This window comes from Janthinobacterium sp. P210005, assembly GCF_036231865.1.
Taxonomy (GTDB): Bacteria; Pseudomonadota; Gammaproteobacteria; order Burkholderiales; family Burkholderiaceae_D; genus Janthinobacterium; species Janthinobacterium kumbetense.
In genome coordinates this window covers 1,178,797-1,193,101 of the sequence record NZ_JAZARC010000001.1, presented here as the reverse complement: position 1 = coordinate 1,193,101, position 14,305 = coordinate 1,178,797, and the positions used below count along the sequence as shown (strand labels likewise).

The 14,305-nt window shown below is 65.6% G+C and carries 14 protein-coding genes; 10 read left to right on the top strand and 4 right to left on the bottom strand.

Annotation, left to right across the window (positions count from 1 at the left end):
* From VPH40_RS05225 to VPH40_RS05210, 4 genes are all read right to left on the bottom strand, one after another.
* Positions 1 to 381 carry a hypothetical protein gene (locus tag VPH40_RS05225; protein WP_328572886.1) on the bottom strand — a complete coding sequence of 127 codons (381 nt, stop codon included), beginning with the start codon at positions 379 to 381 and terminating at the stop codon, positions 1 to 3.
* Positions 382 to 394: 13 nt separating this feature from the next.
* On the bottom strand, positions 395 to 2,089 hold the full coding sequence (locus VPH40_RS05220) for a hypothetical protein (protein WP_328572885.1): 1,695 nt from the start codon (positions 2,087 to 2,089) through the stop codon (positions 395 to 397).
* A gap of 12 nt (positions 2,090 to 2,101) precedes the next feature.
* Positions 2,102 to 2,788 (bottom strand): UPF0149 family protein, encoded by a 687-nt coding sequence (locus VPH40_RS05215; protein WP_328572884.1) that lies wholly within the window; start codon positions 2,786 to 2,788, stop codon positions 2,102 to 2,104.
* Between the two features lie 130 nt (positions 2,789 to 2,918).
* Complete coding sequence (locus tag VPH40_RS05210) at positions 2,919 to 4,367, bottom strand: peptide MFS transporter (RefSeq protein ID WP_442906633.1); 1,449 nt, start codon at positions 4,365 to 4,367, stop codon at positions 2,919 to 2,921.
* A gap of 368 nt (positions 4,368 to 4,735) precedes the next feature.
* On the opposite strand from VPH40_RS05210, the gene ppnN reads away from it, so the two are divergent.
* From ppnN to VPH40_RS05160, 10 genes are all read left to right on the top strand, one after another.
* A complete protein-coding gene (ppnN, locus tag VPH40_RS05205; RefSeq protein WP_070254173.1) occupies positions 4,736 to 6,106 on the top strand; it encodes a nucleotide 5'-monophosphate nucleosidase PpnN in 1,371 nt (456 codons plus the stop codon).
* A 203-nt stretch (positions 6,107 to 6,309) separates the two neighbouring features.
* Positions 6,310 to 7,377 (top strand): LacI family DNA-binding transcriptional regulator, encoded by a 1,068-nt coding sequence (locus VPH40_RS05200; RefSeq protein WP_328572883.1) that lies wholly within the window; start codon positions 6,310 to 6,312, stop codon positions 7,375 to 7,377.
* Between the two features lie 209 nt (positions 7,378 to 7,586).
* Positions 7,587 to 8,393, top strand: a complete 807-nt coding sequence (locus VPH40_RS05195) for a transporter substrate-binding domain-containing protein (protein WP_289897570.1) — start codon at positions 7,587 to 7,589, stop codon at positions 8,391 to 8,393.
* Between the two features lie 91 nt (positions 8,394 to 8,484).
* A complete protein-coding gene (locus tag VPH40_RS05190; RefSeq protein WP_099667567.1) occupies positions 8,485 to 9,177 on the top strand; it encodes an amino acid ABC transporter permease in 693 nt (230 codons plus the stop codon).
* A 1-nt stretch (position 9,178) separates the two neighbouring features.
* Positions 9,179 to 9,829, top strand: coding sequence for an amino acid ABC transporter permease (locus tag VPH40_RS05185; protein WP_099667568.1), 651 nt, complete (start codon positions 9,179 to 9,181; stop codon positions 9,827 to 9,829).
* A complete protein-coding gene (locus tag VPH40_RS05180; RefSeq protein ID WP_328572882.1) occupies positions 9,816 to 10,550 on the top strand; it encodes an amino acid ABC transporter ATP-binding protein in 735 nt (244 codons plus the stop codon). The genes VPH40_RS05185 and VPH40_RS05180 overlap by 14 nt, the downstream gene beginning before the upstream one ends.
* Positions 10,547 to 11,293, top strand: coding sequence for a sugar phosphate isomerase/epimerase family protein (locus VPH40_RS05175; protein ID WP_328572881.1), 747 nt, complete (start codon positions 10,547 to 10,549; stop codon positions 11,291 to 11,293). The genes VPH40_RS05180 and VPH40_RS05175 overlap by 4 nt, the downstream gene beginning before the upstream one ends.
* Positions 11,290 to 12,264: a sugar kinase gene (locus VPH40_RS05170; protein ID WP_328572880.1), complete on the top strand. Its 975-nt coding sequence runs from the start codon at positions 11,290 to 11,292 to the stop codon at positions 12,262 to 12,264. Before VPH40_RS05175 ends, VPH40_RS05170 begins: the two co-directional genes overlap by 4 nt.
* Before the next feature lie 20 nt (positions 12,265 to 12,284).
* Positions 12,285 to 13,283, top strand: coding sequence for a 2-hydroxyacid dehydrogenase (locus VPH40_RS05165; RefSeq protein WP_328572879.1), 999 nt, complete (start codon positions 12,285 to 12,287; stop codon positions 13,281 to 13,283).
* Positions 13,280 to 14,296, top strand: a complete 1,017-nt coding sequence (locus VPH40_RS05160; RefSeq protein WP_328572878.1) for a porin — start codon at positions 13,280 to 13,282, stop codon at positions 14,294 to 14,296. Before VPH40_RS05165 ends, VPH40_RS05160 begins: the two co-directional genes overlap by 4 nt.
* The last annotated feature ends 9 nt before the right edge of the window (positions 14,297 to 14,305 follow it).

Genomic DNA, 14,305 nt, shown 5'->3' with positions numbered 1-14,305 from the left:
TTACGCAGGCGCGAACCAGGCGCGCAATTCCGCTTCGGCCCTCTGCGCCGTTGCCTGCGTCAGGGTCAGCACGATGATTTTTTCCCGTGCCGGGCGGTGCCCGTCGTCGCCGGCCAGCTTGATGGCCTGTTCGAAGCTTGTGTAGCCGTGGCCGCATTCATGCGGGCATTGCTGCACGATGCGTGCCGCCTTGCCGGCGTGCCGGTCCGCCATGTTGACGATGGGATTGCCGTCATAAAACGGCTGGCCATTGGCGAACGCGGTGCGCAGATACGGCGTGCATTGGCCGTCGAGGAAGGCCAGGCGCGCCTGCCACCAGGCCTCTGCCGCCGCATACGCTGCATGGTCCTCGAGGAAATCGGCAAACAGGAAATCGTCCATCGTATTTTCGCGGCTAGATGCCGAACACTTTCAATATGGCATCGGTGAAACCCTCGAACCAGCTGCCCACCTTGCCCGGCTGCTTGCCGTGGCGCGGAGTTTCTTCGTACAGGTAGACGCCGTGCTCGCCGTCGAAGCGGTCGTTGAGCAAGGCTTGCTGGCCGCGCAGATACGGGACGAAGGTTTCGCTGCGCAGGGTCGAGTACAGCACGTCGGTGGTGAAACCCAGGGTGGCGGACTGGCTGATGGAGCGCCCCTGGCCGGCCCGCTCCAGGCGCACGCCGCGGCAGCCGCGCACGAGCAGGGTGACGGGGCCGCGAAGGACGATGAAGCGCAGCTGCAGGGTGAGCCAGGCATGCAGGCTGCCCAGGCGCCAGTGGCTCGATATCGCCAGCGGCTGATTCGAGTCGCAGACCAGGCCCACGAGTCCCCGCGGCTGGAAGACCAATGCGCTGCCGGCCGGCAGGTGGACGACGGCCACTTCCAGCAGCGGGTCGTCGCTGGCGGATATCGTCACGCACGCTTCCTCGTCGCTGTGCAAGCGGGTCAGCGCCACCATGCCGGCGGCCAGGCTGGTGAACGGGAAGCGCCAGTCCAGCAGCCATTGCGTGCGCTTGGTGCTGCTGACGGGCGACGATTGCAGGTATTCGGGATGGATCAGCATCTGCTGGCCGGGCTGCAGCAGCAAACCTTGCGAGACGGCGGAAATGCGCGATTCGCCCTGTGGCGGCGGTGGCAGGGAGCTGCCCGCGACCTGCAGTTCGCGCGCGATCGACAGCGGCGGCAAACGGGAAGCGACGGGCGCCAGCACGAAGTAAAAGAAGGCCTTGATGGCGGCGGGCAGCAGGATGGCCGACAGCACCAGCAGGGCGGCCGTGGGCGCCACGTCCATGACGGGCGCGCGCCAGCGCCCGATCCAGTTGCGCGCCAGTTGTCCTTCGCCCGCCGCGATGGCCTTTTGCACGGGCGCCAGGGCGGCGCTCAAGGCTTGCTCGTCGATGGCAAATGGGGCGGGGCGGGCGGCGTTGCCGGTGCGGGCGCGCTGCGCCGCCCAGGCCTGGTACGCTTGCAGGTTGATCTCGCGCAAACGCTGGCCTTGCGCTTCCAGCTGCGACAGCTGCGCGTAGGCGTCGCTGCCGGGCAGGCGCGCCGCCAGCGGGTGCTGTGCTTCCAGTTGCCGGCGCTGGCGCAGATTATTTTGCAGCGCAGCATACGCGCCCACATGTTCCGCGTGCAGGCGCGCCAGCGTATGCCGCGCATCTTCGCCGCTGACCGCCGCTTGCAGGGCCGTCAGATAGCGGGCTTCCTGCGCCAGCACTTCGATCTCCACGCGGCGCGCCGCTTCCTCCTGCGCATGCCGGGCCAGGGTGTTCGCGTCGGGCAGGGGAAGGGTGAACAGCGACGCTTGCTGCCGCGCACGCAAGGCCGCCAATTGCGCCTGCACTTGCGCCAGGCGCGCGGCGATGGCCGTGTGCGAGGCCGTTTGCAGGGCGTTGACCCGCGCCGTGGCGGCAGCGGCCAGGCCGGCGCCATGGCTGTCGGCGCCGTCGGCGGCCAGCTTGAGCGCGGCCACGGCTTCGCTGCCGGCGCTGTAGGCGCGCCATTCGGCCAGCAGCAGGCGTCCGGCCAGCAGGATGGCGATGAACAGCGCGAACTGCAGCGCGTGGCGCAGCAGGAAGCGCAGGATGGCCGTCAGCAGCTGGCGCAAGGAGGAGTCGCCTTAGGTGGCCGCGCTATCGGCGTCGGCGCAGCATTTTTTGTATTTCTTGCCGCTGCCGCAGTGGCACGGGTCGTTGCGGCCCGTCTTCGGCACTTCGCGCAGGACGGTGGCGCCGGGCTGGCTTTGGGCCTGGCTTTTCAGGTGGCGCTGGCGCGCCCAGGCCGCGTTGATGGCGATCACGGACGGAATCACGCCATCCATGGCCGTTTCGGCCGCATCGTCGTCGAGTTCGCTGGCCGTGGCCAGGTACTGGAACGGCGCCAGGTACTCCGGGTGGCTGACGGCCAGGGCCGCCCACTGGGGCTTGTCCAGGCTCGTGCCAAGGACAAAACCGGCGCACCAGGCGGGCACGCTCCATTCGGGGCCGCAGACGTAGATGGGCTCGAAGCTGTCCGGGTCCTTCGCCAGCCATTCGACCATGTAGGCGTGGTGGCGCTGCGCCAGGCTGGCCGCCCGTTCGCTGGCCTCGTCCTGTGCTGGCGAGGCGCTGCCGGCCGCCTTGTCCCAGACCCAGGGCAGCCATTGTTCCGGCGCGATCTGTTTCGGACTCAGGGCGACGGCCGTGAGAAAACCTTCCAGCATCGACACGTCCATGGCACGGCTGGCCAGGACGGGCGCGGCCAGCAGGGTGTCGAGTTCGGCGTATTCGTCGTCGGAGAGGGGCGTGGTGGTGGAGATGCTGGACATGGGATTTTTCAGTAATGTGGGTGGATGGCCGCTGGCCCTGGCGGTATTGTACCGTCCGGCACGGGGAAAACGGCTGCTGGAATGAAAAACGGCGGCCCGCAGGCCGCCGTTTTGATCTACAACAAGACGCTTACTTCACGCCGTGCATCAGTTTGTTGATCAGCGGTGCGATCAGGAACAGGATCACGCCGGCGCCCAGCAGGGACCAGAAGCCGAAGGTGTAGCCGGACAGGGCCGACTGTACCGACATGCCGCTTTCGCCGCTGACGTGGCTGGCGAAGATGCCGGACAGGTTGTTGCCGATACCGGTCGACAGGAACCAGCCGCCCATGCCCAGGCCGACCAGGCGTACTGGCGCCAGCTTGGTGACCATCGACAGGCCGATAGGCGACAGGCACAGCTCGCCGATCGATTGCAGCATGTACACGGTCGCCAGGGTCCAGAACGGGATCTTGTTGTCGGCGCCAACCAGGCTCGACAGTGCGAAGATCAGCAGGCCGAAGGCCAGCGCATTGCCCAGCAAGCCCAGGCCGAATTTGCGCGGGATCGATGGATTGACGTTGTGGCGCGCCAGGAAGACCCAGACGGCGGCGATGATCGGCGCGAAGACGATGATGGCGACCGAATTGACGGTCTGGAAGTAGGCGGTCGGGAAGATGGCGAAGCCCAGGTCGCGGTTGACGATCTTGTCGGCCAGGAAGGTAAACGAGCTGCCTGCCTGTTCGAAGAACATCCAGAACAGGATGTTGAAGACGAAGATCAGCAGCATGGCGATGACGCGGTCGCGCGCCACTTTACCGTTGCGTATGCCTTCGATCATCAGCATCACGGCCAGGCCGACGAACAGCACGGTCAGGACGATTTGCAGCTTTTCAGCGCCGACGGTCAGCAGGAAGTACATCAGCGGGATCACGCACAGGGAGCCGACGGCCACCCAGACGACGCGCATCGGGCTGCCGGCACCGGCTTCCGGTGCGCCGATGCCCTTCAGGGCGCGGCGGCCGATGGCGAACCATACCAGGCTGATCAGCATGCCGAAACCGGACGCCATGAAGACCATCTTGTACGCAGGCATGTCGCTGGTGCCGAAGATCGACCCGGCCAGCCATTGCGTAAAGACAGGGGCGACCATGGCGCCCATGTTGATACCCATGTAGAAGATCGTGAAACCGCTGTCGCGGCGCGGATCGGCCGTCGTGTACAGCTTGCCGACCATGGTCGAGATGTTCGGCTTGAACATGCCGTTACCGACGATCATGGTGGCCAGGCCCAGGTTGAAGATGTCCTGGTTCGGTACCGAGATGCAGAACAGGCCGGCAGCCATGAAGACGGCGCCCAGCAGGATGGAGCGCTGGTAACCGATGACCCGGTCGGCGATGTAACCGCCGAACAGGGCGCCGGCGTACACCAGCGCGAGGAAGGAACCGTAGGTAAGGTTGGCCGCTGCCTGTCCCGAACCGTCGCCGCCGTGGAACTGGGCCACGATGTACAGTACCAGCGCCCAGCGAACTCCGTAGAACGCGAAGCGTTCCCAGAATTCAGTCATGAACAACATCCACAATGGGCTTGGATGGCCCATAATCTGCTTGAACTCGGGAATAACGGCTTCCTTGTTGGGCGTAGTCGCACCGCTCATGCGGTTCCTCCTGAAAAATTATTATAGTCAATCGATACAACGAACTTATGGAAGCCTGCGGGCGGCGGGGACTCTCATGAAGAACCTCACGCACGGGAATTCCAATAGGCTGGCATTCTAATCTACAAATTGCGCTGAGCGAAGATTTCGATTCGCATTAGCAAGAATGACTGTTTCATATTGGTCAAACCGGTTTGCAGGCAAGGGCGGCCCCGGCGATTTTGCGGCGGCACAGCACAACTTGCCTGACTTGTCGTATATTGAGGCTGCAAGACCTTCGAGCATCGATTTTTAAAGGGATTTTTCGCATTATGGAACACGACGTTATCGATACTCTGGTTTCACCGGAAGGCCGCCTGGACGTGCTCTCCAAGACTGAAGTCAACAAACTGCTCGACACCAGCCAGGGCGGCCTGTACAACACTTTCCGCCGCTGCGCGCTGGCGGTCCTGAATTGCGGCAGCACCATCGACGATGGCCGCGCCCTGCTGGAGCGCTACCAGTCGTTTGAAATCTCCATCATCCAGCGCGAGCGCGGCATCAAGCTCGACATCAAGGGCGCGCCGGCCATCGCCTTTGTCGACGGCAAGATGATCAAGGGCATCCACGAGCACCTGTTTGCCGTGCTGCGCGACATCATCTTCGTCAGCGACGAAGTCACGGGCAACCCGAAATTCGACTTGCAGAGCACGGAAGGCGTGACGGACGCCGTCTTCCACATCCTGCGCAACGCCAACGTGCTGCAAACCCAGCTCAACCCGAACCTGGTCGTGTGCTGGGGCGGCCACTCGATCAACCGCGCCGAATACAATTATTCGAAGGAAGTGGGCTACCAGCTGGGCTTGCGTGGCCTCGACATCTGCACCGGTTGCGGCCCTGGCGCCATGAAGGGCCCCATGAAGGGCGCCACCATCGGCCACGCCAAGCAGCGCCTGCACAATGGACGGTATCTCGGCATCACCGAGCCGGGCATCATCGCGGCCGAGTCGCCGAACCCCATCGTCAACGACCTCGTCATCATGCCGGACATCGAAAAGCGCCTGGAAGCGTTCGTGCGCGCGGGCCACGGCATCGTCGTCTTCCCCGGCGGCGCCGGCACGGCCGAGGAAATCCTGTACATCCTCGGTATTTTGTTGCACCCGGACAATGCCGAGATTCCATTCCCGCTGATCTTCACGGGTCCGGAAACGTCGCGCGAGTACTTCGTGCAGATCAACCAGTTCATCAGCGATACCCTGGGCCCGGAAGCGCAGCAGCGCTATAAAATCATCATCGACGACCCGGAACTGGTGGCGCGCGAAATGCTCGAAGGCATACGCCAGGTGCGCGAATTCCGCAAGGCGCACAGCGACGCGTATTACTTCAATTGGCTGCTGAAGATCGATCACGAGTTCCAGAAGCCGTTCCAGCCCACGCATGAAAACATGCGCAACCTGAGCCTGCACAAGAACCAGCCCACGCACTTGCTGGCGGCCCAGCTGCGCCGCGCGTTCTCGGGCGTGGTGGCGGGCAACGTCAAGGATGACGGCATCCGCTCGATCGAAAAGCACGGCAATTTCGAGATCCACGGCGACAAATCCATCGCCGGCCCGATGGATGCGCTGCTCGCTTCCTTCGTGGCGCAGCACCGCATGAAATTGGCGGGCACGGCGTACGTGCCTTGCTATACCGTGGTCCAGTAAGTCGTTTTTCGAGCAGCGCCGCCCGCCCCTGCGTTTGCCGGGGGAGGGCGGCGCCTTTTCATCCGCGTTCCCAGCCATGCCCCCATCGTGTTCCTTCGCCGCCACAGGCAATCAAATCGCTTGCGTCATCGATTCGTGGGTGCTATCTTTGGAACCGGTTCCAAAATAAAAATATGCATATCAACAGGTAGTGGAGAGCAACCTTGGATTCAGTACGCGGCAATAAAAAGACAGTCTCCGGCGAGCCGGCACGACCGGTGACCATCGCCCAGGTGGCGCGCGAGGCGGGCGTGTCGAAGACGAGCGTGTCGCGCTTTCTCGGCGGCGAACTGGACGCCCTGTCCGAAAACATCCGCCAGCAGATCACCAGCACCATCGCGCGCCTCGGCTACCAGCCGAACCAGATGGCGCGCGGCCTCAAGCGCGGCCGCACGCGCCTGATCGGCATGGTCGTGGCGGACATGCTGAACCCCTACACGGTGGCTGTGCTGCAAGGCGTGGAAGCGGCTTGCCAGCAACATGGCTATACCTTGATCTTGTGTAATACCGGCAATGACGAACAGCGGGAACGCCAGTCGCTTGCCGCGCTGCGCTCGTACAGCGTGGAAGGGCTGATCGTCAACACGCAGGGGCGCAACATCGAGTCGTCCGACTTGCAGCAGGCGGGCATGCCCATCGTGCTGGTCGACCGCCGCATCGAGGGCGTCGATTTCGACCTGGTGGGCCTGGACAATGTGCAGGCGGGCCGGCTGGCCACCGCGCATCTGATCGAACAGGGTTTCGACGCCATCGCCTTCGTCGCGCCGCCCTTGACGGGCGTCAGTTCGCGCCTGATGCGCGCCGAGGGTTTCCAGGCCGTGATGGCCGAGCATCCGGAATGCGTGGGCGAAGTGCTGGCGGTGGACCTGGACGACCGGCCCTCCATCGACGCGCAGGTGCGTCTATGCCTGGCGCAGTGGCGCGGCCGCCGCGTGGCGCTGCTGGCGTCGAACGGCATGGTGGCGCTGGAACTGGCGCTGATGCTGCAGCGCCTGGCCTTGCGCATGCCGCAGGACGTGGGCTTGCTGGGCTTTGACGAATTGCCGTGGTCGCCGCTGGCGGGCCTGAGCACGATCGAGCAGCAGACGTACGAGATCGGCTTTTCGGCGATGACGTGCATGCTGTCGCGCCTGCAGGGCGATCAGTGCCCGCCGCGCGAGGTGCTGTTGCCAGGCAAGTTGATTGTGCGCAATTCCACCCGGAGCGGGGAGGTGCGCAAGGACGGCGATTGACGGAAAGAGGGCGTACGCCCTTTTTTTTGGGAAGGTAATGGAACCGGTTTCATGAATTGTATTCACACTGGAAAGGGGCGTGGATAGTCAGGCAGGGCAATGGCAGGAGGTTGGTACGACACGGCAAGAGACGATCTGAATCGTCCATTTGACAATATTCCCGGAAGCGCCTCGACGAGGCCGGTACCGGGATCACAGGAGACGGAAACATGAAGATGACCACACTGTTCTATTCGAAAATACTGGCTTGCGCACTGGCAGCCACGTGCGCCCTGGGCGCGGCGGCCGACGCCGGCGCCCAGACGCTTGGCGACTTGATCAAGAAAGGCAAGCTGACCATCGGCGTGGTCAGCGGCACGCCGCCGTTTGGCAGCATCGACGCCAAGGGCGCGCCCGTCGGCTATGACGTCGACGTCGCCAACCTGATCGGCAAATACCTGAACCTGCCCGTGGAAGTGGTGCCCTTGACGGCGCCGTCGCGCGTGCCGTCGCTGGAATCGGGCAAGGTCGACTTCCTCGTGGCAACTTTGGCACCCACGCCGGAACGGGCCAAGACCCTGATGTTCACCATGCCCTACAGCGCGTTCGAACTGGCCATCGTCGCGCCGGTCGGCGGCAAGCTCAAGGCCCTGGCCGACTTGAAGGGCAAGAAGGTGGGCGTGACGCGCGGCACCACGAATGACACGGCGCTGAGCCGCATGGCTCCGGCCGGCACCAGCATCGTGCGTTTCGAAGATGACGCCACCGTCACCCAGGCCTTGCTCAGCAAGCAGGTCGACGCCGTTTCGATCCCCAGCACGATGGCGCTCGACATCATCAAGACGCGCGGCGCGGGCAAGATCGAGGTCCGCTTCGCCTACTCGCTGCAGCCCAACTCGATGGCCGTGCGCCGCGGCGACTTCGAGCTGCACCAGTGGCTCAACAACTTCATCTACTACGTCAAGCTGAATGGCGAACTCGATGCCATCGCGCGCAAGTGGAGCGGCGCGCCGCTGCCGGCGCTGCCGACCTTCTGATACCGCGACCCGCACAGGGAGAGTGTTCGTCCGCACGGCGCGCCGCCATGGTGGCGCGGCCGGGGATGTGCACGTAGACAAGGAGTTGAGTATGCCGTATGAATTTCATTTCGAACTCGTCATGCAATCGCTGGACCGCCTGCTGTGGGGCGCGGCGCTGACGATACGCCTGAGCGCTCTGTCCATGGTGCTGGGGCTGGCGGTGGGCGTGTGCGCCGCCGTCATCCTGAAGAACGGTCCCGCCTATGCCCGCGCGGCCGTGCGCGCGTATGTCGAGGTGATCCGCAGCACGCCGTTCCTGGTGCAGCTGTTCATCATCTACTTCGGCTTGCCGTCGCTGGGCCTGCAGCTCGACGCGAACGGCGCCGCCCTGGTCGCCATGACGGTCAACCTGGGCGCCTACGCGGCGGAAATCGTGCGCGCCGGCATCGGCGCCGTGCATCCGTCGCAGCTGGAAGCGGCCCAGGCGCTGGGCATGACGCGCTGGCAGGTGATGCGCCACGTGGTACTGCTGCCGGCGTTGGAAAAGGTGTATCCGGCGCTGGCCAGCCAGTTCACGCTGATGATGCTCGCCTCGAGCGTCGTGTCGGCCATTTCCGCCGAAGAGCTGACCGCCGCCGCCCACCTGCTCGACGCGGAAACCTTCCGCAGCTTCGAGATCTACATCGTCGTGATGGTGCTGTACATCCTGCTGGCCCTGCTGTTCCGCTTCGGCTTCTGGGTGCTGGGCCAGATCGTCTTCAAACGCCGCCGCCGTCTGGGCGCGGTGCGCATGGGAGCATGACATGATCAGTGACTTTTCCTGGGATAACCTGCAATTCCTGCTCGAGGCCACGCGCTGGACCATCGGCCTGTCGCTGATCGTCTTCATCACGGGCGGCATCGCCGGCTTCGCGGTGGCGCTGCTGCGCACGGCGCGCAGCCGATTCCTGCGCTGCATCAGCGCCCTGTATATCCAGCTGGTCCAGGGCACGCCCGTGCTGATCGTGCTGTTTTTGACCTATTACGGGCTGGCCCTGTTCGGCTACAAGCTGTCGCCGGTCATCGCGGCGGGCGCGGCGATGACGATCTTTGCCAGCGCCTACCTGGGCGAGATCTGGCGCGGCTGCATCGAAGGCGTGCAGCGGCAGCAGTGGGAAGCGTCCGCCGCGCTGGCGCTGAACCGCTACCAGCAGCTGCGCTACGTCATCCTGCCGCAGGCGCTGCGCCATTCGCTGCCGCCCACGGTGGGCTTCATGGTGCAGATCATCAAGAACACCTCGATCACCTCGATCATCGGCGTGGTGGAACTGACGCGGGCAGGGCAACTGGTCAGCAATGCGACCTTCCTGCCTTTCATCGTCTTCCCCATCGTCGCCCTGATCTACTTCGCGCTGTGCTATCCGCTGTCGCGCTACAGCCATTCACTGGAAAGGAAATTCCATGCCCATCGTTGAAATCGACCATATCAGCAAGAGCTTCGGCGCCAACCACGTGCTCAAGGGCGTGTCGTTCGCCGTCGAGCGGGGCCAGGTGATCGCCGTGATCGGCCGCAGCGGCTCCGGCAAGAGCACCATGTTGCGCTGTATCAATGGCCTGGAAACCATCGACAGCGGCAGCATCGTCGTGGCCGGCCACACGCTGACGGCGCGCCAGGAACATCTGCTCGACTTGCGCAAGGATGTCGGCATGGTCTTCCAGAGCTACAACCTGTTCCCCCACCTGACCGTGGAAGAAAACGTCATGCTGGCGCCGCGCATCGTCAAGAAGGTGTCCGACGCCCAGGGCCGCGCCACGGCGCTGCGCGTGCTCAAGCAGGTGGGCCTGGACCACAAGCGCGAAGCCTATCCCGAGCAGCTGTCGGGCGGCCAGCAGCAGCGCGTGGCGATCGCCCGTTCGCTGGCGATGGAGCCGCAGGTGATGCTGTTCGACGAAGTGACGTCGGCGCTCGATCCGGAACTGACACAGGAAGTGCTGAAGGTGATGGAAGAGCTGGCGCAGGCGGGCATGACGATGCTGCTGGTGACGCACGAGATGGAGTTCGCGCGGCGCATGGCCGACGTGACCGTCTTCATGCACCAGGGATTGGTGTGGGAGAGCGGGCCGTCGGAAGCCTTTTTCAGCAACCCGCAAACGCCCGAAGCGCGCCAGTTCGTCGGCGCGGGAGCGATCAAGTGAGCCCCGTCCTGGTGGCCGCGTCGGCCTACGGCGCAAGCAGGGTAAGGCAGCTGGGGCAAAGCCAGTTCATCGACGTGGTGGCCGATGCGGGCGGCGCCGGCATCGAGATCCGCCGCGAATTGTTTACTTCCGACTTGCCGGACCTGGCGCGCATGGGCGCGGCGGTGGCCGCGCGCGGCCTGTACTGCGTGTATTCCACGCCCATCGAATTGTGGGGTGCGGACGGCTTGCCGCAGCACGCGCTGCTGCAGCAGATGCTGGACGAGGCGGCGCGGCTGGGCGCGCGCTACCTGAAGGTGTCGCTCGGCCATTACCCGGCCGCGCCGGAGCTGGCGGCCTTGCACGCCCAACTGGCGGCGGCGCCCGTGGCGCTGCTGGTGGAAAACGACCAGACGGCCCATGGCGGCAAGCTGGCGCCGATGGCGCGCTTCCTGGCGGCGGCGGACGAAGCGGGGCTGCCGGTGGGGCTGACCTTCGACATCGGCAACTGGCGCTGGGTGGGCGAGGATGCGCAGCAGGCGGCGCGCCTGCTGGCGCCGTACGTGCGCTATGTGCATTGCAAGGCTGTCCTTGACGACGGCGGAAGGCTGTCCGCCTGCGCCGTTTCCGACGCCGATCCGGCCTGGCGCGCCGTCTTCGCGCATTTCGCGCCGGGCGTGCAGCGGGCCATCGAATTCCCGCTCGAGGGCGCCGACCTGGTGGCCGAAACGGGCCGCTACATTCAGATGCTGGAGGCCGCATGATGGTGCAGGAAGCGAATCGAGGGGCGCGTGCGCTCGATGTCGTCACGTATGGCGAGGCGATGGCGATGTTCGTTGCCGAGCAAACGGGCGACCTGGCGGCCGTGGCGCACTTCACGCGCCGCCTGGCCGGCGCCGAGACGAATGTCGCCATCGGCCTGGCGCGCCTGGGCTTGAAGGTCGGCTGGCTGAGCCGGGTGGGTGACGATTCCTTCGGCCGCTTCATCCGCGCCAGCGTGCAGGCCGAGGGCGTCGATTGCAGCCGGGTCGTCACCGTCGCCGGCCAGTCCAGCGCCTTCCTGCTCAAGGAAAAGGCCGAGAATGGCGCCGATCCGCTGGTCGAATACTTCCGCAAGGGGTCCGCCGCCAGCCGGCTGGCGCCCGAGCACTTCGATCCCGCCTATTTCCTGTCCGCGCGCCACCTGCACGCCACGGGCGTGGCCGCGGCGCTGTCCGAGACCAGCCTGGCGTTCGCCGGCCAGGCGCTCGACTTCATGCGCGCCAACGGCCGGAGCGTGTCGTTCGACCCGAACCTGCGGCCCTCGCTGTGGCCGTCGCAAGCCGTCATGGTCGAACAGATCAACCGCCTCGCCGCCAAGGCTGACTGGGTGCTGCCGGGCCTGGGGGAGGGAAAAATCCTCACCGGCCACGACCTGCCGCACGACGTCGCCGGCTTTTACCTGCGGCGCGGCGCGCGGCTGGTGGTCGTCAAGCTGGGCGCCGACGGCGCCTATTACCGCACGGCCGAGGGCGACAGCGGCATGGTGCCGGGCGAGCGCGTGGCCAACGTGGTCGACACGGTGGGCGCCGGCGACGGCTTCGCGGCCGGCCTGGTCAGCGCCTTGCTGGAAGGCTTGCCGCTGGCGCAGGCGGTGGGGCGCGGCAACCGGGTCGGCGCCTTCGCCATCCAGGTGGCCGGCGACATGGAAGGCTTGCCGACCCGCGCCCAGCTCGACGCGCCGGTCCCATCTTGAACCGAACAGGGGAAATAATCGTGAAAAAACATGTGGTTGTGTATAAAAAGCTGGCCGAACCGCTGCTGGCGCGCCTGCGCGCCGAATGCGAGGTGACGTATTTCGAAGCGATCGATGCGGGCAACCGCGCCGCCTTCGCCGCCGCCATCCGCGGCGCGCACGGCTTGCTGGGCGCCAGCGTGCGCCTGGATCGCGAATTGCTGGACCCGGCCGCCGGACTGCGCATCATTTCCACCATTTCGGTGGGTGTCGACCAGTTCGACGTCGATTATTTGCGGGAACGGGGCATCCTGCTGGCCAATACGCCGGACGTGCTGACGGAAACGACGGCCGACACGATCTTCGCGCTGATCCTCGCCAGCGCGCGGCGCGTCGTCGAACTGGCCGAATTCGTCAAGGCGGGACGCTGGACGCGTAGCGTGGGCGAAAGCCAGTACGGCATCAACGTGCACGGCAAGACCATCGGCATGCTGGGCATGGGCCGCATCGGCCGCGCCGTCGCCCGCCGCGCCGCGCTGGGCTTCGGCATGCAGGTGCTGTACGTGAACGGCGAAGCCGTGCCCGAGGTGGAGGCGGCGCTGGGCGCGCGCCAGGTGGCGCTCGACGACTTGCTGGCAGGGTCCGATTTCGTCTGCGTGGTGCTGCCGCTGACGGCGCAGACGGAACGCATGATGGGCCGGCGCGAGTTCGCGCTGATGCGCCCCGGCGCCATCTTCATCAATGGTTCGCGCGGGCGCATCGTCGACGAGGCGGCGCTGATCGAGGCGCTGCAGCAGGGCACCATCCACGGCGCCGGTCTCGACGTGTTCGAGCGCGAACCGCTGGCGCCGGACAATCCGCTGCCGCGCATGGCGAACGTGGTGGCGCTGCCGCACATCGGTTCGGCCACGCACGAAACGCGCTACGCCATGGCGCAGCAGGCCGTGGACAACCTGCTGGCAGGCCTGCGCGGCGAGCGTCCGCGCCACCTGGTGAGCCAGGGACAGTTTTCACAAGAAGATAGACAGGGCAAGACATGAAGAAGAAGGTAGTAGGGGCAATGATCATCGGCGCCGGCAGCGGCTTGTGCTGCGCGCAGTCGAACGTGGCCGTGTACGGCATCATGGACATGGGCGTGGTGTCCGAGAGCGGCGGCGCCGGCGGCAGGGTGCTCAAGGTGACGAGCGGCATCGCCAACGGCTCGCGGCTCGGTTTCAAGGGCAGCGAAGACCTGGGCGGCGGCATGACGGCGCTGTTTACGATGGATGCGGGCATCCTGGCCGACACGGGCGCTTCGGCCCAGGGCGGCCTGCTGTTCGGGCGGCAGGCCTTCGTCGGCCTGGGCGGCGCGGCGGGCACGCTGCGCCTGGGCCGCCAGTACACGTTCATCGACAGCAGCCTGGGGGCGCTGGACCCGTTCTACCTGGGTTTTGCGGGCAGGATGAGCAACGTCTTCACGGCCGGCTACATCAGCCGCGTCGACAACAGCATCACCTACAGCTCGCCCGTGCGCGGCGGCCTTTCCGGCGAACTGGCGTACGGTTTCGGCGAAGTGCCCGGTGATGCTTCGGCCAGGCGCTACACGGGCGCGGCGGCCACTTATGCCAGCGGGCCGCTGTATGTGCGCCTGGCGCACCAGGACGCCAACACCCTGTCAAGCGCGCTGGTGGCGGGCAGGGCGCGCAACACGGTGCTGGGCGCCACCTGGGACTTCGGCGTGGTCAAGGCGCATGGCGCCGTCGCCGTCAGCAAGAGCACGGCGGGTGCGGCCACCACGGTCGACAGCGCGGACCTGATGCTGGGCGCCACCGTGCCTTTTGGCCCGCACCGCGTCCTGTTCTCGTACGTGCGGCGCGACGACCGGCGCGCCGCCAACGGCGACGCTTCCCAGGTCGGCATCGGCTACACCTACGCGCTGTCGAAGCGCAGCACCTTGTACGCGGCTTACGCGCATATCGACAACCGCAACGGCGCCGCCTACGTGGTGGGCAACGCCACCGACAACGGCACCGGCAACCAGGCCTGGAACCTCGGCCTGCGCCACACTTTTTAACGGGAGAAT

Excerpts from the sequence above, each read along its gene's own strand:
- VPH40_RS05190 (WP_099667567.1), top strand. The coding sequence starts at position 8,485 with ATGCCGTATGAATTTCATTTCGAACTCGTCATGCAATCGCTGGACCGC.
- VPH40_RS05210 (WP_442906633.1), bottom strand. The coding sequence starts at position 4,367 with ATGGGCCATCCAAGCCCATTGTGGATGTTGTTCATGACTGAATTCTGG.
- VPH40_RS05215 (WP_328572884.1), bottom strand. The coding sequence starts at position 2,788 with ATGTCCAGCATCTCCACCACCACGCCCCTCTCCGACGACGAATACGCC.
- VPH40_RS05185 (WP_099667568.1), top strand. The coding sequence starts at position 9,179 with ATGATCAGTGACTTTTCCTGGGATAACCTGCAATTCCTGCTCGAGGCC.
- VPH40_RS05225 (WP_328572886.1), bottom strand. The coding sequence starts at position 381 with ATGGACGATTTCCTGTTTGCCGATTTCCTCGAGGACCATGCAGCGTAT.
- VPH40_RS05160 (WP_328572878.1), top strand. The coding sequence starts at position 13,280 with ATGAAGAAGAAGGTAGTAGGGGCAATGATCATCGGCGCCGGCAGCGGC.
- VPH40_RS05170 (WP_328572880.1), top strand. The coding sequence starts at position 11,290 with ATGATGGTGCAGGAAGCGAATCGAGGGGCGCGTGCGCTCGATGTCGTC.
- ppnN (WP_070254173.1), top strand. The coding sequence starts at position 4,736 with ATGGAACACGACGTTATCGATACTCTGGTTTCACCGGAAGGCCGCCTG.
- VPH40_RS05180 (WP_328572882.1), top strand. The coding sequence starts at position 9,816 with ATGCCCATCGTTGAAATCGACCATATCAGCAAGAGCTTCGGCGCCAAC.
- VPH40_RS05195 (WP_289897570.1), top strand. The coding sequence starts at position 7,587 with ATGAAGATGACCACACTGTTCTATTCGAAAATACTGGCTTGCGCACTG.